This window comes from Wolbachia endosymbiont (group A) of Epagoge grotiana, assembly GCF_947251775.1.
Classification (GTDB): domain Bacteria; phylum Pseudomonadota; class Alphaproteobacteria; order Rickettsiales; family Anaplasmataceae; genus Wolbachia; species Wolbachia pipientis.
Map to the genome: position 1 here is coordinate 1,431,611 of NZ_OX366387.1, position 21,321 is coordinate 1,452,931.

17 protein-coding genes, 1 tRNA gene and 4 pseudogenes are annotated in these 21,321 nt (G+C 35.0%); 10 read left to right on the forward strand and 12 right to left on the reverse strand.

Translation table 11 applies throughout. The features are described from left to right. The first annotated feature begins 284 nt into the window (after positions 1-284). The 4 genes and pseudogenes from OPR50_RS08935 to OPR50_RS06845 all read left to right on the forward strand — a co-directional run bounded on the left by OPR50_RS08935 (position 285) and on the right by OPR50_RS06845 (position 4,690). Positions 285-1,225, forward strand: a pseudogene (locus tag OPR50_RS08935) (IS5 family transposase). 523 nt (positions 1,226-1,748) lie between these two features. Then, positions 1,749-2,966 carry a hypothetical protein gene (locus OPR50_RS06835; protein WP_265023983.1) on the forward strand — a complete coding sequence of 406 codons (1,218 nt, stop codon included), beginning with the start codon at positions 1,749-1,751 and terminating at the stop codon, positions 2,964-2,966. A 102-nt stretch (positions 2,967-3,068) separates the two neighbouring features. After that, positions 3,069-4,337 (forward strand): proline--tRNA ligase, encoded by a 1,269-nt coding sequence (proS, locus tag OPR50_RS06840; RefSeq protein ID WP_265023984.1) that lies wholly within the window; start codon positions 3,069-3,071, stop codon positions 4,335-4,337. Further along, positions 4,334-4,690, forward strand: a complete 357-nt coding sequence (locus OPR50_RS06845) for a holo-[acyl-carrier-protein] synthase (protein WP_265023985.1) — start codon at positions 4,334-4,336, stop codon at positions 4,688-4,690. The genes proS and OPR50_RS06845 overlap by 4 nt, the downstream gene beginning before the upstream one ends. Before the next feature lie 234 nt (positions 4,691-4,924). Here the strand turns inward: OPR50_RS06845 and OPR50_RS08940 are convergent. Then, positions 4,925-5,023 (reverse strand): annotated as a pseudogene (locus tag OPR50_RS08940) (WPE palindromic element domain-containing protein); the annotation flags it as partial. Positions 5,024-5,190: 167 nt separating this feature from the next. On the opposite strand from OPR50_RS08940, the gene OPR50_RS06850 reads away from it, so the two are divergent. Beyond that, a complete protein-coding gene (locus tag OPR50_RS06850; RefSeq protein WP_264339601.1) occupies positions 5,191-6,687 on the forward strand; it encodes a proton-conducting transporter transmembrane domain-containing protein in 1,497 nt (498 codons plus the stop codon). Here the strand turns inward: OPR50_RS06850 and OPR50_RS06855 are convergent. Then, positions 6,684-7,346 (reverse strand): VirB8/TrbF family protein, encoded by a 663-nt coding sequence (locus OPR50_RS06855; RefSeq protein ID WP_264339507.1) that lies wholly within the window; start codon positions 7,344-7,346, stop codon positions 6,684-6,686. The genes OPR50_RS06850 and OPR50_RS06855 overlap by 4 nt on opposite strands. A 219-nt stretch (positions 7,347-7,565) precedes the next feature. Between OPR50_RS06855 and OPR50_RS06860 the strand changes: the two genes are divergently transcribed. Further along, entirely contained in the window at positions 7,566-8,891 is a 1,326-nt protein-coding gene (locus tag OPR50_RS06860; protein WP_265023871.1) for an IS4 family transposase, read from the forward strand. Here the strand turns inward: OPR50_RS06860 and OPR50_RS06865 are convergent. From OPR50_RS06865 to OPR50_RS06880, 4 genes are all read right to left on the reverse strand, one after another. Then, on the reverse strand, positions 8,888-9,586 hold the full coding sequence (locus OPR50_RS06865) for a hypothetical protein (protein WP_265023986.1): 699 nt from the start codon (positions 9,584-9,586) through the stop codon (positions 8,888-8,890). The genes OPR50_RS06860 and OPR50_RS06865 overlap by 4 nt on opposite strands. Before the next feature lie 125 nt (positions 9,587-9,711). Continuing rightward, positions 9,712-10,149 (reverse strand): IS200/IS605 family transposase, encoded by a 438-nt coding sequence (gene tnpA, locus OPR50_RS06870; protein ID WP_265023944.1) that lies wholly within the window; start codon positions 10,147-10,149, stop codon positions 9,712-9,714. Positions 10,150-10,314: 165 nt separating this feature from the next. Next, positions 10,315-11,136, reverse strand: coding sequence for an AAA family ATPase (locus OPR50_RS06875; protein WP_182309569.1), 822 nt, complete (start codon positions 11,134-11,136; stop codon positions 10,315-10,317). A 17-nt stretch (positions 11,137-11,153) separates the two neighbouring features. Then, positions 11,154-11,741 carry an L-threonylcarbamoyladenylate synthase gene (locus tag OPR50_RS06880; RefSeq protein WP_182309570.1) on the reverse strand — a complete coding sequence of 196 codons (588 nt, stop codon included), beginning with the start codon at positions 11,739-11,741 and terminating at the stop codon, positions 11,154-11,156. Positions 11,742-11,983: 242 nt separating this feature from the next. On the opposite strand from OPR50_RS06880, the pseudogene OPR50_RS08945 reads away from it, so the two are divergent. After that, positions 11,984-12,924: pseudogene (locus OPR50_RS08945) on the forward strand (IS5 family transposase). Positions 12,925-13,238: 314 nt separating this feature from the next. Here OPR50_RS08945 and OPR50_RS06900 read toward each other — a convergent pair. Next, positions 13,239-13,709: a hypothetical protein gene (locus tag OPR50_RS06900; RefSeq protein WP_265023987.1), complete on the reverse strand. Its 471-nt coding sequence runs from the start codon at positions 13,707-13,709 to the stop codon at positions 13,239-13,241. Positions 13,710-13,784: 75 nt separating this feature from the next. Between OPR50_RS06900 and miaA the strand changes: the two genes are divergently transcribed. Next, positions 13,785-14,669 carry a tRNA (adenosine(37)-N6)-dimethylallyltransferase MiaA gene (gene miaA, locus OPR50_RS06905; RefSeq protein WP_065094524.1) on the forward strand — a complete coding sequence of 295 codons (885 nt, stop codon included), beginning with the start codon at positions 13,785-13,787 and terminating at the stop codon, positions 14,667-14,669. On the opposite strand, the gene OPR50_RS06910 is transcribed toward miaA, so the two are convergent. Then, on the reverse strand, positions 14,666-15,496 hold the full coding sequence (locus OPR50_RS06910) for a hypothetical protein (protein ID WP_265023988.1): 831 nt from the start codon (positions 15,494-15,496) through the stop codon (positions 14,666-14,668). The two genes, miaA and OPR50_RS06910, sit on opposite strands and share 4 nt — an antisense overlap. A 296-nt stretch (positions 15,497-15,792) precedes the next feature. Between OPR50_RS06910 and recG the strand changes: the two genes are divergently transcribed. Together recG and OPR50_RS06920 are read left to right on the forward strand one after the other, a co-directional pair. Then, a complete protein-coding gene (gene recG, locus OPR50_RS06915; RefSeq protein ID WP_265023989.1) occupies positions 15,793-17,814 on the forward strand; it encodes an ATP-dependent DNA helicase RecG in 2,022 nt (673 codons plus the stop codon). Positions 17,815-18,732: 918 nt separating this feature from the next. Continuing rightward, positions 18,733-19,020, forward strand: a complete 288-nt coding sequence (locus tag OPR50_RS06920; RefSeq protein ID WP_010962862.1) for a hypothetical protein — start codon at positions 18,733-18,735, stop codon at positions 19,018-19,020. Positions 19,021-19,035: 15 nt separating this feature from the next. Here OPR50_RS06920 and OPR50_RS06925 read toward each other — a convergent pair whose 3' ends face one another. The 4 genes and pseudogenes from OPR50_RS06925 to OPR50_RS08950 all read right to left on the reverse strand — a co-directional run bounded on the left by OPR50_RS06925 (position 19,036) and on the right by OPR50_RS08950 (position 21,299). After that, positions 19,036-19,494 (reverse strand): hypothetical protein, encoded by a 459-nt coding sequence (locus OPR50_RS06925; protein WP_022626355.1) that lies wholly within the window; start codon positions 19,492-19,494, stop codon positions 19,036-19,038. Positions 19,495-19,629: 135 nt separating this feature from the next. Then, positions 19,630-19,704, reverse strand: a tRNA-Gln gene (locus OPR50_RS06930). Next, positions 19,695-20,030 (reverse strand): divalent-cation tolerance protein CutA, encoded by a 336-nt coding sequence (cutA, locus tag OPR50_RS06935; protein ID WP_006279213.1) that lies wholly within the window; start codon positions 20,028-20,030, stop codon positions 19,695-19,697. Before cutA ends, OPR50_RS06930 begins: the two co-directional genes overlap by 10 nt. 328 nt (positions 20,031-20,358) lie before the next feature. Further along, a pseudogene (locus tag OPR50_RS08950) lies at positions 20,359-21,299 on the reverse strand (IS5 family transposase). Between the last annotated feature and the right edge of the window lie 22 nt (positions 21,300-21,321).

Genomic DNA, 21,321 nt, shown 5'->3' on the forward strand with positions numbered 1-21,321 from the left:
GTGACGCACAATCGTACGAACATTGCAATTTGCAGGTGGCAGATGGTGTCATGCAAGTAGCTCTCCTTTGTCATCCGAGCCCCTATGATGTCATTCCAGTGCTCTGACTACTTGGATCCAGAAAAAAAGATGATGTCATCCAAGTAGCTGACACTGGTTCCTTTATGACGGTGTCATCCCAGTGCGTGACACTGGGATGGCTTTGTTGCATAGCAACTGAAAAAATCTGGTGGCTACTGACAAAATTCATTATAAAATAGCCATTTAACCTTGAAAGAAAAAATATGCCACAAAAAATGAGGGTCAGTAACCATAGCGAATATAACAAATTTCTAGAAAAAAGAGGAAATATTTTTCATTATATCAACGAAGCCATAGAAAAGTGGTACGAGAATGGTCCAAAAATACCAGTTGGCAACAATATTTATAGCGATAAAGTTGTAATTTTGGTGCACATAATAACTTGTTTATTTAGAATAGGCCTGAGGCAAACAGTTGGGTTTATAGCAGGATACCTTGAGCAAATTGGGAAAAATTTGCAAGTTATCAGCTATTCACAATCATCAAGAAGGTTTAAGAAACTCAATATTAAGATCAATGATTGCAGAAAATAATATGGAAGATATCGAAATTGCTATAGACAGTACAGGAATTAGTATATACAACAACACTCCTGGTCATAGCAAAGAAAATAGCGAAGATAGAAAGTATCGCAGCTATGAACAGACAAGAAAATTGCATGTAATGTTGAATACAAACAGCAAAAAAGCCATAGCTGTAAAATACAGTAACGGCTGATCACTATGGAGCTTGTGATTTGCTAAAAGAAGTCGATTTTCAGTATGTCATAAAAGTACTATATGCAGATAGGGCATATGACAGAGAAAAGCTCTATAAGCTGTGTAATCAATATGGTATAAAAACGAAAATTCCTCCGAAAAACAACGCAGCAGAGCATCCAAAGTTAGACTATATGGCTGAGAGAAATGCTGCAATTAGACTAATAAAATCATGCAGCGAAGATGGAATGAAGAGGTGGAAAAGGCAAACAAACTACGGAAAAAGATCTTATATAGAAAGTTTTTTCTCGCGACTGAAACAAACATTCGGGTTTAGTTTTAGGAATAAATCTGAGACAAATAGAGAGAAGGAACTACTTGTTAAATGCTATTTGCTCAATAAGTTCACTGATATTGGTATGGCTAAATTTGAGATAGCTTCATAAATTTATTGTGCGTTACCTACTATCCGAAGAGCGATGCAACAAAGCCATCCCAGTGTCAAGCACTGGGATGACAAAAAAAGGAGCACTGGAATGGCACCATTTGTTATGTTTAACAAAGTTCGTACTTAGCTTCATGTTAGCCATAAATATTTAAGAAATTTACCAAATGGAAAAAAAGGCAAAAGAAGCCCCATGGTTAACTAGTTCTGACACTGGTTTCCATCCAAGACGGCAGTAGCCCCTTCGGTGTCATTCCAGTGTCAAGCACTGGAATGACACCATTTTGGATGGAAACCAGTGTCAAGCACTGGAATGACAAAGGAGAGCAGTGTCAGCTACTTGGATGACACCTTTTTTCTACTTAGTGTGGGTTATACAAGAAGTCTATTGTATGGCTATTGCTGGTCGTATATTACTTATAGCTTATCTATTCAAATTGCAACTTTGTTTTTCATAATTAATTATTGACAGAAATTATTAATTGGGTTATTATTAAATTATCGTTAACAAGTGAGGCAAAGAAATGATGATATCCAATAATTCTTCATTGCTAAAAGATAGTCAGGAGCTTACTAAAACTAAGCAGACTATATGGAAACCTTTAATTGCTGTTTCATTATTATCTATATTTAGTTTCATATCTGGTCAATATCTTCCTTATGTTATTATAGCAGTTTCTGGTTCTGGTCCTATTGCAGCAGTTCCTTTAGCAATTTTTGCTGTTTCTACGGTTGTTGCACTTATTTCAGTGACATATCTTGTTAAACTGGCTATTTCTAGAGATGATAATAAGAAAGAAGTAGGTCTTAATGGACAGAAATTCGGCCATACTCCATCTCAAGAACCACAAAAATTTGTGTGTAAAAATTGTACTAATCTGGAGAATAAATCAAATGTACCTACTCCTCAATCACCTCCAGTAACATTGGGTACACAACCAAATCCAAGTGTCAGTGTACCACCGCCACCACCTCCTCCATTGCCACAAGATGCTGCACTACCACCTCCGCCTCCGCCTCCGCATTTTTTTACAGCTTCCAAGCGTACGGAGCAACCTAAGAATGATGCACCGAAGAAGGCTGGTGAACCTGAGAATAATAATCATTCTACTCTGTTTGAACAGATAAGAGGAGGTACTACGTTAAAAAGAGTGAGCAGCAACAAGAGTGGGCAGCAACAAAATTTTACAAATGAATTGAAAGCAAAATTAGAAAGTAGTGGGGGCACTGACAAAAAAGAAACACCAGAAGAGTTTGCTGCAAGAATAGATAGGGAGCAAGCAGAGAGAAAGAAGTCGGATGATAATGATTCAGATTGGACAAAGAGACTTAAGGAGAGAGCAGCAGTCATGCAACTCTCAGATAGTGAAAGTGAGCATTCTGATTCTATTAGCGATTCAGATTGGACTACAGATGAAAGCAAAGACACACAGAAAGAGATAGAGCAGGAAAAAGAGGAGCAGACAAAACACACAAATTCCCCATCAAGCAAGGAAGAAGGAAGCGGGGGTCTTGACAGTGGTATAGGATCTAGAGCCACATCTCCGATACATCCTGAACAAGAAACAGAGGAGTCACCGGTACCGCCAAGTTCGTGTGTTGATTCACCACAAGTAAATAATGTTGACTCAGTGGATAATGAGGTGCAAGATTCACCTCCTCTTTCTGTTGAGGATCGCATAGCACAGTTTGGTGGAAAAGCGTTGCGATGCCAAAAGGAAAATGTTGTACAAGGACTATGATAACTATGAAATGGTCAGCCATGCACTTCCCTTCCTTTTCAAAATAAGTTTACCTACAGGTCTGATTGTATTAAGATTACTTAATACAATCAGATCTATTATATGCGCTTATCCAAATATTACCTGCCAACTCTAAAGGAAAAGCCTGCCCATGCTAAAATTATCTCCCATCAATATTCTTTGCGTGCAGGTTTAATAAAGCAGATAGCATCTGGCATCTATACGTGGTTACCACTTGGTCTCTTAGTGCTTAAGAATATTGAAGATATTATCAGAGATGAAATGAACAAATCCGGTGCTATTGAAGCATTAATGCCTTGTGTGCAACCAGCAAGTCTTTGGCGAGAATCAGGGCGTTACGATGATTACGGTAAGGAAATGCTACGCATAAAGGATAGGCATGAGGAAGATATGCTTTTTGGTCCAACGCATGAGGAGATAGCAACTGATTTAATTAGAGATGTGGTAAAAAGTTACAAAGATTTGCCACTTTGTTTATACCAAATTCAATGGAAATTCCGTGATGAGGTAAGACCACGTTATGGTGTTATGAGGGGCAGGGAATTTTTGATGAAGGATGCATACAGTTTTGATGTAGATTACGAAGGTGCACTGAATTCATATAATTTGATGTACAAAACTTACATAAAAATCTTCAAACGCATGGGATTTACTCCAATTGGAGTTCGAGCTGATACGGGGCCAATTGGAGGAAATTTGAGCCACGAGTTTCATATATTGGCAAACACTGGTGAGAGCACTTTATATTATGACAATAAATTTTCTGAACTACTAGAGAGTGAAGATATTGAAAGTTTAAAGAGTATATACGCAGTTGCAGATGATATGCATGATCCTGAGACTTGCCCTATATCACAAGAGCAGTTAAATGTTAGTAAAGGTATTGAAATAGGGCATATTTTTTATTTTGGCGACAAATATTCAAAGCCTATGAAGGCAAGTGTTACTTCTCAAGATGGAAAAAATGTCAATATACATATGGGTTCGTATGGCATTGGGGTTTCAAGGCTTGTTGGTACAATAATAGAAGCTTTTCATGATGATAAAGGAATTATCTGGCCAGAATCGGTGGCTCCTTTCAGAATTGGTTTAATCAATTTACAAACGAAAGTAACGGAGGCTGCAGATAAAATATACAAAGCTTTGAAAAGCGATGAAGTGCTTTACGATGATACGGAAGGGAGTGTAGGAGTAAAATTTTCTAGAATGGATCTGATAGGCTTGCCGTGGCAAATAATTGTCGGAAAGAAAGCAGTAAGTGAAAATATAGTTGAAGTAAAAAATAGAGCAACTGGAGAGGTAAAGGAAATGCAGATTGAGGAAGCAATAAATCACTTTAGCGCAAAATGATACACGGTATCGGCACTGACATAGTATATATACCAAGAATATTGAGAATATTACAAAAATACGGGGAAAAATTTCTCAATAGAATCTACACTGAAAAGGAAATAGAGCTAAGTAGAAAGTATAATAGTCAAGAAATGCAAGCAAGGTATTTTGCTAAACGCTTTGCAGCAAAAGAAGCTTTTGTTAAAGCACGAGGTAGTGGTCAGGGTATTACAATGAAAGATATAGAAATATACAATGATGTAAGAGGCAAGCCATATCTTACCGTTAGCAAGGATTTTATCTCCAAAATTCATCTTTCTTTAAGTGACGATGGAGATTACGCTACTGCATTTGTTGTAATTTGCGTCTAGCAGATATTTTCAATTTATGCAGTTGACTTTGTGCTATCTATATAGCTAAACTGACTTACGACAATTTGAAAAACCGTCATTCCGCTACTAGTTAGCGGAATCTATACTGAGATACCGCGGCGGTATGACGGTTCGCGGTGGCATGACGATAAGCTCGTCATCCCGCTACTAGTTAGCGGATGAGATACCGCGAATGAATCGCGGTATGACGGTTCGTGGTGGTATGACGTAGATTGCTGTCATTCCAGTGCTTGGCACTGGAATCCAGCCTTTATTATGCAGCCACTTAGTTGAAATTAAGTTTTCTGGATCCAAGTAGTCAGGGCACTGGGATGACATCTTTGTTGTGTTTAACAAAAACAAATGTTCGTACAGTTGTGGAATGAATCGCAGTATAGCTATAGCATACACAAACGACTAGTTTGCCAAAAAAACATAGCGGTTTTTCTATGATTTTAGTATAATTCTAGCTTTACCTAAACAAAAAGATGAATTATTTAATGGACTGTGTTTTAACGTCTCTTTCCTTACCATTTTCAATTACTGAGAATTATTTATTAATTACTGCGTTGATTCCACTTTTAAGTGCGTTAGTTATTTTTTTTACTGGTAAATGGCCCGGAGTGAACAATAGTATTACTGTCACTTCTTCTGTACTTCTGTTTACGTATACGTGTCTGTGCACTTTATATTGGGTATATGGTGATCATTCTCAATTTATTCTCATGGATTTTGGTAATAATTTGCACATTAGTTTAAAGCTAGAGTCTACCGGAGTAATATTCAGTTTATTAATATCGTTTTTATGGGTGCTGACCAGTATATATGCAATATGTTATATGCAGAATAACTATGCTGATAGCAATCACTCAAGTTTTCTATGCTTTTTTTCAATATCGATTAGCTGTGCAATGTTTATTGCTTTTTCTGGAGATTTGCTCACTACATTTGTCTTTTATGAGCTTCTAACTATTAGTACATACCCTCTGGTTACTTACAACTCAACAAATGAATCAATGATTGCAGGACGCTATTACTTTGGCGTGCTATTTTTCTCTTCTTTGGTATTATTTTTTCCTGCAATAGGCCTTTTATATAATGAATTTCATACTTTAGACTTTGTAAGTGGTGGAATATTCAAATTTGATACTTCACTCATCACTTTTATTGCAGTGTGTTTTGCTATGCTAATTTACGGAATAGGAAAAGCTGCATTAATGCCAATGCATTTTTGGTTACCAAAAGCAATGGTTGCACCAACTCCTGTGAGTGCACTACTGCATGCTGTTGCTGTTGTGAAATCCGGAGTTTTCATCATCATAAAAGTTATATTATACACTTTTGGCGTCGATAACATGCAACGTTTTGTGCAGCAAAATTGGTTTGCTGGAGGGTGGCTTCCGTACGCTGCTGGATTTACTATTATTACTGCATCATTGATTGCACTAAAGCAAAAAGAATTAAAGAAATTGCTTGCTTACTCTACCATCTCTCAATTGTCATATATTATATTGTTCGCTTCAATTTTTAGTGAGCTCAGCATGAGGGTTGCAATTTTTCAATTAGTTTGCCACGCATTTGCAAAAATCACTTTGTTTTTCGTTGCCGGAGCAATAATAACGAGAGCAGGTGAGAAATATATAGATAAGATTTACGGTATAGGACGCAGTATGCCAATTAGCATGACAGCATTTGCTATAGGTGCGTTGTCTATGATAGGGGTGCCGCCTGCTCCAACTTTTTGGGGTAAATTTCTCATTTTTCAAGCTGTTTTCAACTCTGGCAATGTAATACTTTCTGTGTTTGTAACTCTAGTGTTAATTGTTAGTACTATACTCAACGCTCTGTACTTTTTACCGATAATTTACAACGCCTTTTTCTTAAAACCTTCTCAGAATTACTTTATTAAAAAAACACCAATTCTTCTAGTTTTACCTCCAGTTATTACTGCTATGTGCACTTTGGTTATTTTTTTTAGCTACCAAGTAATATTTTAAAATCTGTATTTATAACCATTAACAATAAATTTAAATGGTATTATACCAGCCAGAGTTGCTTTTATATTCGACAAAGTGAAGCTAATCTCAACAGCCTGATTTTTCACCTCCTTATTTTGCTCGGTTGCAAAAACTACAGTAGCATTTCCAGCAAATGTAACTAAGTCCTTGGTCGATCGATCAATAGATAATGTTATTACATTTATGTTGGCAATTTTTCTTTTGGATGAAACAGCTTCATTGTTCGTTTTTTCCTGAAAGCCTTGATAGGTTTTATGTATAGAATTGTTTCTTATAAAATTTTCTTGGTACTTCGGTTCAACGGTCTTAATGGACTCATATATTTCGATGTATTTACTTATTAAGTACCTCGCTGTGGAAGTGTATTCATCTTCCTTTTTACTGAAACTAAGCTTATGCATTGCGGAGAACTCATCTTCTGTGTGGTTCATATACTTCACAAAATTTAAATCTTTTTTAATAGGAAATAACAGGTATATGTTTAATGTTAATAAACATAAGCATACTAGGAGAAGCGATACTATTAATGCCATCCAAGATCTTTCTGCTACACAAAACAGATACCTATGGCAGTACCATTCGACTGCTTTACTGAAATAACTTTTGTTTTTTACTGATTCAAGTAATTTATCTTCCATAACACAATACTACCAGACCTAATCGGATCATTATAATAACAATAAGCTTAGATACTCTAAAAAAAACTTTAAAATATGTCTAAATTTTCCCAAATAGGATGAATGATTATATCACCTTGTTCTGCAATGCATACGCGTCAAGTTAAGGAAATAAAGGTATGAAAGAGATAGAATAATAAGGTATAAGTTCTCCCAGATATACTTTTAGTGAGAGAACCAATGAATAAAATAACTTGCTTATCAAAAAAGCTCAAAGAAATTTTTAATGAAAAAGCAGAGAAAATCTCAATTACAACAAGGTTTATAAAAAGAAAGAGAAAGCTAAAAGGTTCATCATTCGTAAAAGCCATGGTCTTGGGTAATATAGGAGTTGATAATTGTAGCGTAGAAACAATGTGTCAATTACTAAACGAGGACTCGATAGATATAACAAAACAAGGTTTGGATTTTAGATTTACTGAAGAAGCAGTGGAATTTATGAAAAGGATGTATAATGAATCTGTGATTCTCTTTAAAAATATCTTGCAAGTTGATTGCAAAATCTTACAGCAATTTAATAGTGTTAAATTATTGGACAGTAGCTATATTACTCTACCTAACAGTATGGAAGAGATGTATAAAGGTTATGGTACTAGCTACAGTGGCTATGAAAGCAATACTAAGTCTGGAATAAAGTTACAATTAGTTTTCGACTACATGAATCAGATAATAGACCAACTTAATTTAACGGAGGGGGTAAGATCAGACCAGGGATATAGGAAACATTTAAGTAATATATTAAGCAATGATTTGCTAATATCTGATCTCGGTTATTTTGTGCCAAGTTCTTTTAAACAAATCAATGAAATAGGAGCTTATTTCATAAGTCGTTATAAATCCGATACCAACATATATGATGTAGAAACAAATCAAAAAATGGAGTTATTAGAATGTTTAGAGGATAAGTTATTTTTAGAAAACGAGGTATTGTTAGGAAAAGAAGCAAAAATTAGAGTAAGAATTATATGTCAGAAACTAACTGAAGAACAGTCTATGGCCAGAAGAAGGAAAGCTAATAGATTAGCAAGATCGCAGGGATATACATCCTCTAAAAGAAATCAAAAATTGTTGAACTGGTCAATATTTATAACTAATGTTCCAGAAAATAAAATTAGTGCTGAGCAAGTATTAACGATTTACAGAGTAAGGTGGCAAATTGAGTTATTATTTAAATTGTATAAAAGCCATATCAGGCTTGATAAGCTAAAAGGAAAGCCATGCAGAGTATTATGTGAACTATATGCTAAATTGTGCGCAATTCTTATATTTCACGGCATAGTTGGTTGCACAGAAGTGAAAAAGAATACAGAACTTAGCTTAACAAAGGCATTTATTGAGCTAAAAAGGCGGGTTAGAGAGTTATTTTTAGTATTAACCAAAATTAATAGTTTAAAAGCATTTCTTAAAAAACTCACTATAACTTGGTCGCGATTTTCATTAAAAGACAAACGTAGAAGGGCTAGAGTATCCACTTTAACCTCTCTAAATTTGCTCACAATCTCTTAACTTGACGCGTATGGTTCTGCAATGAGGTAGAATTTATCGATTTTGCTCACATCTATATTTATCATTTTTACACTGAAATTTTCAGGATCATAAGTATTACTTTCTGCACTTTTGTGATAATTATAATAATGCAATTTATTTTGATCATCAAAATAACCAAATTCATCAGCAAAGGCTCCCACTTTTCTACCTTTACCACTTTTGACTAGCTCAAATAGATCAATTGCATGGTTTTGGGATCCAGGCTCAATAGGCCCTTCTGCAGCAAAAAATTTAGGTGCATGACCAACGTATTCCTTAAATTTTAGATTATGAGTCTTTTTTACACTACCAAAATTCACAAATTTATATTCATCTGAAATACCAGAATATTGTGGATCATACTTTTTATATTCAAAAAACTCGTTACCTAAAAAATTACAAAACGTTAATTTATAATCATCATGATCAGATTTAACGACTTTAAGGTAATGAAAATCTCTAGGAATCTTTACTTCCTCTTCTGTAATATGATTACGTACAACAAGCTCGCCATTTAGCATATGATAGCCAATTTTTGGCAAAGTGGCTATATTGATTGCCTTGTTTAGCTTAAAATTTGCTTCATAAATGCCACTTAACAACTCCTTTCCTTTTTCTAGGGTTATGTCTTGATCTGAAGCTATATTCTTAATTAAGCTTAATTTTTTCTGCATGTTCAATATGGCTTTCGTCAAAACTTCTATTGATTGCCATACAGTTAATTTATTATCACTCAACCACTATCGGCTGAGAGCCGAAAGGTTGGATATAGCGCTGGAAGCGCGGTGAGAAGCTAAAGCTACTCCAATCTTATACTAGATATAGAATGAGGCTGATGTGCATCTGTATGTTTATTGATGTACTCATTAATGACTTCATCTGTGATATCTCCGCTGGTAGCACTAAAGTATCCTCTTCCCCAAAAACGCTTTCCCCAGTACATTTTATTTAGCTCTGAAAATTCTTGTTGAACTTTGCGTGAAGACCTGCCTTTGGCTCTTTGAACAAAATCACTCACAGCTATATGAGGAGGTATTACTACGAATAAATGTAAATGATCTGATGATATTACTCCGTTTTCTATCTTAATCCCCATTTCTTCAGATACTTCTGCTATGATTGTTCGTATTCTCTCCTTCATAGCCTTAGTTAATACTCTGTACCGATATTTTGTAATCCAGACTATATGGTACCTATGATAAAATACAGTGTGTTTTCCTTTGTCATATTCCGTCATAACTATACTTTATAAAGTACAGTTATGACATTGACAAACTAAAGTTTCTCCACCTAGAAGGTGGAGGCTTGTACCATCTTATGGAAAGTCAAATTATATACTTCGAGTATTAAATTAACAGAATTTTATCATGAATTTATGTTAAAAGTATTATACTTTGTAAACTTATGTCATGATATTAACTACATTAGCTAAAACATGCTTTTTATCTAAGTGGAGTTGCTTTGCGGCAACGAAAAGTTCATCTATTTTTTTCCACTGACTTAGCAGAATTTCAACATCATTTACCTCTCTCTTTATGCTTTCTAAAATGAAGGCCTGAATTATATATGATGCTAGTTCTAGTTCGATTTCGCTATTAATTACTTTATTAATCATATTGGGATTCTTTAAATCATGAAGAAATTTATAAAAGCATTTGTATGCTTCATAAGCATCACTACTTATTGCATTTATTATCATTCCTGGCATTCCAGGAAATAAAGTAATCATTTCGTCAAACGTTTGATCATCAAATTTACATTGAGATGAAGCAACTTGCTTTGTTTCATCATAAGTTAATGGAAGTAAATTTAGCTGAAAGCACCTACACAAGATAGTGGTTTGTATATCATATGGCTTATGGCTAATTATAAATATCTTAGAATTTTTTGGCGGCTCTTCTAATATTTTCAATATTGCGTTTTTAGCGTTATTAGTCATTGCCTCTAAGCTATCTATTATAGCTATTTTGTGTTCTGATTGAATGGGACTTAAGTGTAGAAAGTTTTTCATTTCTCTGACTTTTTCTATTCCGATAGTATCACCTTCAACAATGTGTAAGTCCAATGCTACTTCATTATAGCTTTTTATGAGTAACCAATTGGAGAAGGATTTTGCAAGCGTTGCTTTTCCTATACCTTTTTTACCACAGATCAGCCAAGACTGAACAGATAAGTTGTTCATTAATTTTTTTTTGGCCTGGTTGTGACCTATTACTCTTTTCATTTTTTCTCCTATAGATCTTAGTTTGAAAATGCGTTGTTTACTGTTTGTAATGAAATTGCACCTTCCCTTAAAACCTTAATCTTATCTTCGGTTAAGTCAATAATAGTAGATTCTGTACCAGAAACTAGTTCATCATCTTCAATCACTACAGATAAATGTTGCTTAATGGATTGTGGTATATCGTCTGCCTTACATACACTTTTTTCTCCTGAAATATTTATACTAGTTGCAACTATTGGAACTTTCAGTTTATTTAATATTGAAATTGCAATAGGATGCTTAGGGATTCTGATGCCTATACTATCTTTAAAGAATTCGTTTGGCAATATATTGTTGTTTTTAAGTGGTAAAATATAGGTAATTGGTCCAGGAGAAAAGTGGTTTATTAAATCAATATATCTTTCCTTTACCTTTGCTATTTTTGTCAAATTGTAAATATCACTAACAAATATAGACAGTGGTTTATTTTGAGAGCGTTTCTTTATCTGATATATTTTTCCTATAGATTCATTATCTAGTGCATTACAAGCAAGAGCATACACTGTTTCTGTTGGAAAACACACTAACAAGTTGTTCTGTATTGCATTTATTATTTTAGATACCATATAGCTCAAAACTTATTTATAACAACTAGATCAGTTTTGTTGCATTGTATCTTATATAGTAACTGCTAGTTTGTATCCGTTCAGGATAGCGGCAAGACCATAGAGTAAAAGTGAGTTTACAACAAATGGTGTCATCCCAGTGCTTGACACTGGGATGGCTTTGTTGCATAGCAACTGAAAAAATCTGGTGGCTACTGACAAAATTCATTATAAAATAGCCATTTAACCTTGAAAGAAAAAATATGCCACAAAAAATGAGGGTCAGTAACCATAGCGAATATAACAAATTTCTAGAAAAAAGAGGAAATATTTTTCATTATATCAACGAAGCCATAGAAAAGTGGTACGAGAATGGTCCAAAAATACCAGTTGGCAACAATATTTATAGCGATAAAGTTGTAATTTTGGTGCACATAATAACTTGTTTATTTAGAATAGGCCTGAGGCAAACAGTTGGGTTTATAGCAGGATACCTTGAGCAAATTGGGAAAAATTTGCAAGTTATCAGCTATTCACAATCATCAAGAAGGTTTAAGAAACTCAATATTAAGATCAATGATTGCAGAAAATAATATGGAAGATATCGAAATTGCTATAGACAGTACAGGAATTAGTATATACAACAACACTCCTGGTCATAGCAAAGAAAATAGCGAAGATAGAAAGTATCGCAGCTATGAACAGACAAGAAAATTGCATGTAATGTTGAATACAAACAGCAAAAAAGCCATAGCTGTAAAATACAGTAACGGCTGATCACTATGGAGCTTGTGATTTGCTAAAAGAAGTCGATTTTCAGTATGTCATAAAAGTACTATATGCAGATAGGGCATATGACAGAGAAAAGCTCTATAAGCTGTGTAATCAATATGGTATAAAAACGAAAATTCCTCCGAAAAACAACGCAGCAGAGCATCCAAAGTTAGACTATATGGCTGAGAGAAATGCTGCAATTAGACTAATAAAATCATGCAGCGAAGATGGAATGAAGAGGTGGAAAAGGCAAACAAACTACGGAAAAAGATCTTATATAGAAAGTTTTTTCTCGCGACTGAAACAAACATTCGGGTTTAGTTTTAGGAATAAATCTGAGACAAATAGAGAGAAGGAACTACTTGTTAAATGCTATTTGCTCAATAAGTTCACTGATATTGGTATGGCTAAATTTGAGATAGCTTCATAAATTTATTGTGCGTTACCTACTATCCGAAGAGCGATGCAACAAAGCCCACTGGGATCCAGGAATTTTATTAAGTTGGTAAGCATAAAAGTAGCCGTTTTATGTTAAAATACAACATTTTGATGATTATGAAAAAGCTGGATTCCAGTGTCAAGCACTGGAATGACATCGTTTACTATGTACCATATTGCAATGTTCGTACAGCTGTGTGTCACGCACTTTGCTTCAATATTTGCACATTAGCCACTCCTCTAAACAGATACGCTAGTTTTTGTGAATATAATACAACGCAGCTTACCATTTGTTATGCAGACTTGCTACAACCCAAACTCTTCATTGACTTTATCAACTATTGCCTGTGGTGGATCCTCTCCCCATCCTGAATACAAAATCTCTCCATAGTCTGCAACATCTATAGAGCCAGTTCTGCTTTTTGCTAGAAACATTTCTCTTTTCTCTTTATCAACTAATACATAATGCCACGCTGATTTTCCACGATCTTTACCACGGACTAAGTATATAAGATCTGACCTACTTCTTTTTGTTGCATCAGCAAAAGATCTTTCATTGACAGTTCTGCTTTTACTTTTTATGCTGCCACTTTCAGAAAAAGCTTCCTTGGATTCGGTTTTTTTGCCTGCTAATTCAGAAATTTTTCCTTTTTCCCCTAATGCCCGTTCTTTGGTGTTTTGAGACGAATACTTACTGGAAAAACCTTCCCCTGTACCGCCAGGAGTCCTGTTTGTGAAACGCTTAGTAAATGAATTATTGTCGTTGTTTTCTGCCATAAAAATCTCCAAACTTTAGATTGTAGAATCCAAACTTTTACTACACTTTATCATATGTTAATTAAATTAATATAAATGAAAAATAATATAGTAATTATTACAGGAATTACGGCCTCAGGTAAATCAGAATTATGCGATAACCTGATAGAAAAATATGGAAATATTAGTATAATAAATTGTGATTCAAAGCAGGTATATGAAGAAATTCCCATAATTACTGCTCAACCACCAAAGCAAGAAGTATTTTATAAACTATATGGTTATGTTTCAGCAAAAGAAAATTATTCCGTGGGTCTATGGTTAGAAGATTTAGAAAAAGAAGTTAATCACGCATTAGAAAATGCTCAAATACCTATCATCACTGGAGGAAGCGGGCTTTACATCAGCAGTTTAATCAAAGGCTTATCATCAATGCCACAAATAAGTCAGGAAGTGAGGAAAAATGTAAGCGAATTAAGGAAAAATTTAAGTAAAGAGGAGTTTTACAAATTAGCGCTAAGCAAAGATCCAAGGATTCAAGGTAAAGTGTTCATGAATGACTCGCACCGCCTTTCAAGGGCACTTGAAGTTATCACTGAAACTGGCAAGTCAATTTTTGTATGGCAAGAGAATAGACAGCCTCCTTTATTCAATAATTTTAAGATATATACAATTCTGCCTAAACGTGAAGATGTATACCGAAAAATAAATTCTCGTTTCATTACAATGATTGAAAATGGAGCAATTGATGAAGTAAAAAAGCTACTTAGCATGAACCTAGCCCCACATTTGCCAGCTATGAAAGCACACGGAGTGCCAGAAATTATAAAGTACTTGAAAGGTGAGATTACTTTAGACGAAGCGATACAAATTGCTCAAACAAACACAAGACACTACGCGAAACGTCAGTATACCTGGTTTAAAAAACAATTTCTAAATGCTGAAGTGATTGATTGTGCAAACAAGCTCAAGATATTTTAATTCAGGCCGTGCTCATTACTACGAATAGGGGGTTCCATATTTTCCAGATGGTCGCTTACTTCTAGTGGATCGCCTAAACCATGCTCTATTTTTATTTTAAAAAATCCAAGCCTCTCGCACAATTTCTGAAAGTATTCTTTTATAATGTCAAATAAGCTTTTATCACCTATATTATAGTCCTTCAGTCTCTCAGGAACAGTAAGTGACAAGTTACCATTTGTGTATGTTACATTTTTATCATCTTGAGACTTAAGCGTGAATTCTAGTGAGCTGGATAGATCACACACCTTGTCACCGAATGTACCGTCACTCCTTTGGAAAAATATTGGTAATGTCATATCAGATTTAACACTCACATTATTTTGGCTAACACAGTCAATACTTATTACTTTTTCAGGGCTTTCTATTATGAATGAATGCTGGCTAAGTGCACCTTGAAACTCTATATGTACACCAGCTTCATATCCTGCTTGATTACAATTGATAACTAATTCTTCCAAGATAGATTCACTTGGAACTTCTGCCTTAGCGTATTTGAACATCTCCTTAAAAACTTTTCTTGCAAATGGGCGGTAGTCTTCATTTTTACCTTCACTTTTTGGCAGTAAACTATCATGTTCTTTGTATAGCTCGGCAATCAAATCTCTACTTATACTTTTGCCGTTAATAACAAAATCCATTCTCTGAAAATCTAAGAACGCTGTATTACCAGAATTCGCTTCAGCATTGTCTTTACCAGCTCTTAACTTGCTAAAACCAAACTTTTCTGCTTGAGTTCTTAATGTAACTACTGGATTTTCCTTTTCTTCTGATATAGAGCTACTCATTATGAATACCTTGATATAGACTGCTGATAGTATAATAATACATAAAAATGATTAATAAGTTAATAAAATACCTACTATAAGCCCTATGATAGCAAATATAGTTAGGGGTAACTTAGGCTTACCGACGATTTTAAAAACAACAAATTCGTCATTCCGTTACGTGTTAGCGGCTGAGATACCGCGAATGAATCGCGGTATGACGTTAGAGAGCTGTGCTAGCTATAGTGCATACCTGACCATAAGGTGACAAGATTTTAAAAAGGCTCTATAACAGTTTTACACATGTATGAATCTCAATGAGCAATCAGATTTTTCTAAATAGCAGGCTGGAGAATATACCTAAGTTTCATTCCGCAATATTACCTAAACTTTGTGGTGGGGACAAGGTGGTGGATCTGCTGTTTTATAAGCCACTTAGTTATGTGGATAGAAGCAAGTTACTATCTGATGCTCGAGTTGGAGAATTTACAACTTTCATTGCAAAAGTTTATGAACATCAGTCGCCCACTTTTAGAGGTAGACCATATAAAATAGTCGTTGAAAGTGAGAGTCAGTATATATTCATAGTCTTTTTTAATTACTCAGTTAAGTATTTATATAAACTATTTCCAATTGGAGCGAATGTGATCATCAGTGGCAAACTCGAAAAATTTGCTGAACATTGGCAAATTACTCATCCAGATTACGTGTCGCTTGACATCAACCAATTTAAAGAAATAGCTTGCATAGAGCCAGTTTACCAATTATGCCGTGGCATTACCAATAAGCACATTGGGAACATAATAAGCTCTAATCTAAAGGAATTGCCTGATTTACCAGAGTGGATAGATGATACATTAATCAAGCAAAAAAAATGGTTAAGTTGGAGGGAAAGCATCATAAAGTTGCACAGACCAAGCTCATTGGTGGAAGCTGAGGTTTGTAGAAAAAGGCTTGCTTATGATGAATTGTTTGCGTATCAGCTAGCGCTGAAACTTGCAAGAAAAAATCATGTGAAAGAAAGGGGAAGAGAATTTATAATATTGAGTAAATATAAAGAGCAAGTTTTAAATGAATTGTCGTTTCAATTAACAAATGATCAAACTCGTGCAATAGATGAGATCTCAGAGAGACAAAAATCCAAGTATCGCATGATAAGCTTGCTGCAAGGTGATGTTGGTAGTGGCAAAACCGTAGTTGCACTTTTTGCAATGATAAATGTGGTAGAAAACAACATGCAGGCAGCTCTAATGGCACCGACTACTATCTTGGCGGAGCAACATTATAATTGGATTGAGGAAGTTTTATCCTGTATCGATATAAAAGTTGCGCTGCTTACTGGTAAAACTTCGCGCAAGGAAAGAAAGATTATCATGAACGAACTTGCAAGTGGTGTTTTAAATATAGTGATTGGCACTCATGCACTATTTCAAGCTAACGTTACATTTAAAAATTTAGGGCTTGCAGTCATAGACGAGCAACAGCGATTTGGAGTGATGCAGAGAAATCGCTTGGTAGGAAAAGGAGAAAATGCCGATATACTTTTCGTTACTGCAACTCCCATTCCAAGAACTTTGCAGCAAGCTATGTATGGTGACGTTGAATGTTCAATTTTGAAAGAAAAACCAAAATCCAGATTGCCAATAAAAACTGTAACTATGAACATTAGTAGGGTGCCAGATGTTATTGAAAAGCTAAAAGGTGCTATAAACAGGGGCGAAAAAGCATATTGGATTTGTCCATATATAGAAGAAAACGAAGAGACCAATATTGCTGCAGCAGAGATGCGTTTTCAGGAATTACAAAAAACATTTCTTGATAAAGTCGGGATAATACACGGAAAATTGACTCAGGAGCAGAAAGATCAAGTTATGTTTTCCTTCAAAAGGAATGAATTTTCTCTGCTTGTTGCAACCACTGTGATAGAAGTTGGTATAGATGTGCCAGATGCAACCATCATGATTATAGAAAATGCAGAGCAATTTGGGTTATCACAATTGCATCAGTTAAGAGGCAGAGTAGGGCGAGGAAACAAGCCATCTTTTTGTGTATTATTATACGATAATTTAAGTAAAAGCTCATCTTCAAAGTTAAAGATCATGTGTGAGTCACAAGATGGATTTTACATTGCTGAAAGGGATATGATGCTAAGAGGCAGTGGAGATATTTTAGGCACAAAACAATCAGGATGTATGGAATTTAAATTTGCTGATTTATATCAGGACAAAGAGCTGCTCAATCTCGCGTATAATAACGCAAAAGGCGCAATGGCTGATTTTGAATTACTGCTTGATATATTTGAATATAGGAGTAGATTACATTTTTCAAAATTTCAGTAGGAAAACCAGGTAGCCCGCAGAAACGAAAAAACTTCCTTGACAAACCTCGCCAGCCCCCTTATCATGAAACTGAAGCTATTGTATTTGCTTTCGCCAATCTGCAGATTAAAAGGTAAGGATTACTTAATGTATCGGCGTCTTATGTTCAATTTTTTGCAGTATATAGATACTGTATGTCTTTACAAAACTTCATCTACATCTAGATTTTTATCTAAATAAGCTGAACGCGCTTATAAAGCGTTACAAGACATCAAAAAATGCCAATACTCGACAGAGATAGTAAAAGACTAGCTAACTCGGGGATTCTTTGTCTTTTTTTCTGCTTAGTAAATTTCTTAAACATTTGCAGCGTAAGTTAGTTGCAATTAAAAGCAGCTGAATTTCGCTTGTCAAGCGTTTAAAACATAAAAAACGCCAATATTTTAAAGCGGATAATAACCACGGGGCTTCTTTTGCCTTTTTTTTCATTTGGTAAATTTCTTAATGTTTATGGCTAAAAGAGCCCAAGAGAGGTCAGTGCTCCTGTGATGTCATTCCAGTCTGGAATCCAGCATTTCACACAATCCCATCAAGAACGTTGTATTTTACATAACACTTTTATGCTTACCAACCCAGTGTCCAATCAAAATTCCTGGATCCCAGTGTCTGGGCACTGGGATGACATCATAGGGACACTGGGATGACACCATAGGGGCACTGCCGTCATAAAGGAACCAGTGTCAGCTACTTGAATGACATCATAGGGGCGCTGGCCTGACAACCGTCATCCCGCTGCTTGTTAGCGAGATACCGCGAATGAATCGCGGTATGACGGTGTAATGACGGTTAAGTAATTCGTTATCCCGCTGCTTGTTAGCGGAATCTGCTGTGGCGACATAAACTCAAATCATTCAAATTTTAATCCAAAGAGGTATCATTATGTCAAACAACTTCAATTTTAAAGAATTTTTTAACCACTATGAAACAAATAGTACGTCAGATGATATACAAAGGTATTATTTGCTGTGGAAATCAGTAATAGCGCAGGCAATGATTGATGCAGCAAGTAACTGTAAAAAAACAGAAAGCTTGGTAGAAAAACGTAAGGCAATTTCTTGGTTGTCAGACTTTAGTCAAGATTTTGTGCACACATGTATATTGGCTGATTGTGATCCGGTATACGTAAAAAATAAAATACAGCCAACCTTAAAAAGCCTTACTAGATAAAGCCTTTTTATATACTTAATGAGGTTTACTCCTTTTACCGAAAAAAATATAATTCAATCTCCTATCTATAGTTGCCTCTATATCTTTGATTAATAGCTGCTTTATCATGTTTACTTTTCGCTTTGCATCTTGAGCTTGACGCTCATTGTTACCACTGTTATTGCTGTAATTATTCTTATCACTATAACTACTGCCACTTGGTTTGCTACTGTTACTGAACTCACTACCCTTTTTTCTTCTTGTGTTGAGTATCTGTATTATCTTTTCCTTTAAAAAGGACTTCCAGCCTGTGCCAAGTAATAATTTATAGAGAAAATGCGGAGTAAGAAACGCCACTAATATTCGAATAGAAATTCCGTAACCGAGATCTTCCCTATTTTCATAATACCACTTGCAATATTGAAACAAACGGTAAAACGCATTTTTGAAAGAGCAAAATTCTACAGCATACCAAAAACCATTGCTGAGAAACATGAGCACAATGCTGAATGTGTAAAGATACATTGTGAAGAGAAACAGTTTCACAATTATATCTTTTAGACTACCTAATATATAATTCAATAATCTTAATTTATAGAAAAGTGATATCATTTCACACCCACTTCAATATGGCTGGGGTGGAAGGATTCGAACCTTCGCGTGGCGGTATCAAAAACCGCTGCCTTACCACTTGGCTACACCCCAATACTACTTACATCAATAACACTATTAGCCCAATTAGTAAAAGATTTATTTGCTTTTTCTATGGGCATCACAGCAATAGCTGGCTGATCATAAGAATGCATTGCTTCGATTTTTTCTACAATTTTATCAACTTGATCATTCCTGCTCTTCATAATTGCCACTACTTCACAACTATTACTAATTTTACCTTCCCATAAATACAGAGAATTCACTTCGGGAAATATATTTACACATACAATTAATTTCTCGTTTAACAATTCTTCAGAAACAGTTTTAGCCTCCTCAAAATTTGAAAAAGTTGTATAAACCAAAACTAAATTATTCATTAGTAGCTACATAAATGCATTGCTACTATACTCTACCGAGATTTATTCATCAAGAGAAAATAACGCCAGCGCGTACTGTATGAACATTTGTTTGCAAAGGTAGTATGTTAAGTGTTATAGCTAGTTTGCCTCAAACGTAAAGGTGTCATCCCAGTGCCCCTGTGATGTCATTCCAGTGCTTGACACTGGAATCCAGTTTTCCATATAATCTCATCAAAAACGTTGTAACCACTTTCTATGCTAGTTTGCTTGTAAACAAGCAAACTTTCCTGGATCCCAGTGGGCTTTGTTGCATCGCTCTTCGGATAGTAGGTAACGCACAATAAATTTATGAAGCTATCTCAAATTTAGCCATACCAATATCAGTAAACTTATTGAGCAAATAGCATTTAACAAGTAGTTCCTTCTCTCTATTTGTCTCAGATTTATTCCTAAAACTAAACCCGAATGTTTGTTTCAGTCGCGAGAAAAAACTTTCTATATAAGATCTTTTTCCGTAGTTTGTTTGCCTTTTCCACCTCTTCATTCCATCTTCGCTGCATGATTTTATTAGTCTAATTGCAGCATTTCTCTCAGCCATATAGTCTAACTTTGGATGCTCTGCTGCGTTGTTTTTCGGAGGAATTTTCGTTTTTATACCATATTGATTACACAGCTTATAGAGCTTTTCTCTGTCATATGCCCTATCTGCATATAGTACTTTTATGACATACTGAAAATCGACTTCTTTTAGCAAATCACAAGCTCCATAGTGATCAGCCGTTACTGTATTTTACAGCTATGGCTTTTTTGCTGTTTGTATTCAACATTACATGCAATTTTCTTGTCTGTTCATAGCTGCGATACTTTCTATCTTCGCTATTTTCTTTGCTATGACCAGGAGTGTTGTTGTATATACTAATTCCTGTACTGTCTATAGCAATTTCGATATCTTCCATATTATTTTCTGCAATCATTGATCTTAATATTGAGTTTCTTAAACCTTCTTGATGATTGTGAATAGCTGATAACTTGCAAATTTTTCCCAATTTGCTCAAGGTATCCTGCTATAAACCCAACTGTTTGCCTCAGGCCTATTCTAAATAAACAAGTTATTATGTGCACCAAAATTACAACTTTATCGCTATAAATATTGTTGCCAACTGGTATTTTTGGACCATTCTCGTACCACTTTTCTATGGCTTCGTTGATATAATGAAAAATATTTCCTCTTTTTTCTAGAAATTTGTTATATTCGCTATGGTTACTGACCCTCATTTTTTGTGGCATATTTTTTCTTTCAAGGTTAAAT

Coding starts and splice junctions, on each gene's coding strand:
- OPR50_RS06835 (WP_265023983.1), top strand. CDS start 1,749: ATGATGATATCCAATAATTCTTCATTGCTAAAAGATAGTCAGGAGCTT.
- proS (WP_265023984.1), top strand. CDS start 3,069: ATGCGCTTATCCAAATATTACCTGCCAACTCTAAAGGAAAAGCCTGCC.
- OPR50_RS06845 (WP_265023985.1), top strand. CDS start 4,334: ATGATACACGGTATCGGCACTGACATAGTATATATACCAAGAATATTG.
- OPR50_RS06850 (WP_264339601.1), top strand. CDS start 5,191: ATGGACTGTGTTTTAACGTCTCTTTCCTTACCATTTTCAATTACTGAG.
- OPR50_RS06855 (WP_264339507.1), bottom strand. CDS start 7,346: ATGGAAGATAAATTACTTGAATCAGTAAAAAACAAAAGTTATTTCAGT.
- OPR50_RS06860 (WP_265023871.1), top strand. CDS start 7,566: ATGAATAAAATAACTTGCTTATCAAAAAAGCTCAAAGAAATTTTTAAT.
- OPR50_RS06865 (WP_265023986.1), bottom strand. CDS start 9,586: ATGCAGAAAAAATTAAGCTTAATTAAGAATATAGCTTCAGATCAAGAC.
- tnpA (WP_265023944.1), bottom strand. CDS start 10,149: ATGACGGAATATGACAAAGGAAAACACACTGTATTTTATCATAGGTAC.
- OPR50_RS06875 (WP_182309569.1), bottom strand. CDS start 11,136: ATGAAAAGAGTAATAGGTCACAACCAGGCCAAAAAAAAATTAATGAAC.
- OPR50_RS06880 (WP_182309570.1), bottom strand. CDS start 11,741: ATGGTATCTAAAATAATAAATGCAATACAGAACAACTTGTTAGTGTGT.
- OPR50_RS06900 (WP_265023987.1), bottom strand. CDS start 13,709: ATGGCAGAAAACAACGACAATAATTCATTTACTAAGCGTTTCACAAAC.
- miaA (WP_065094524.1), top strand. CDS start 13,785: ATGAAAAATAATATAGTAATTATTACAGGAATTACGGCCTCAGGTAAA.
- OPR50_RS06910 (WP_265023988.1), bottom strand. CDS start 15,496: ATGAGTAGCTCTATATCAGAAGAAAAGGAAAATCCAGTAGTTACATTA.
- recG (WP_265023989.1), top strand. CDS start 15,793: ATGAGCAATCAGATTTTTCTAAATAGCAGGCTGGAGAATATACCTAAG.
- OPR50_RS06920 (WP_010962862.1), top strand. CDS start 18,733: ATGTCAAACAACTTCAATTTTAAAGAATTTTTTAACCACTATGAAACA.
- OPR50_RS06925 (WP_022626355.1), bottom strand. CDS start 19,494: ATGTTTCTCAGCAATGGTTTTTGGTATGCTGTAGAATTTTGCTCTTTC.
- cutA (WP_006279213.1), bottom strand. CDS start 20,030: ATGAATAATTTAGTTTTGGTTTATACAACTTTTTCAAATTTTGAGGAG.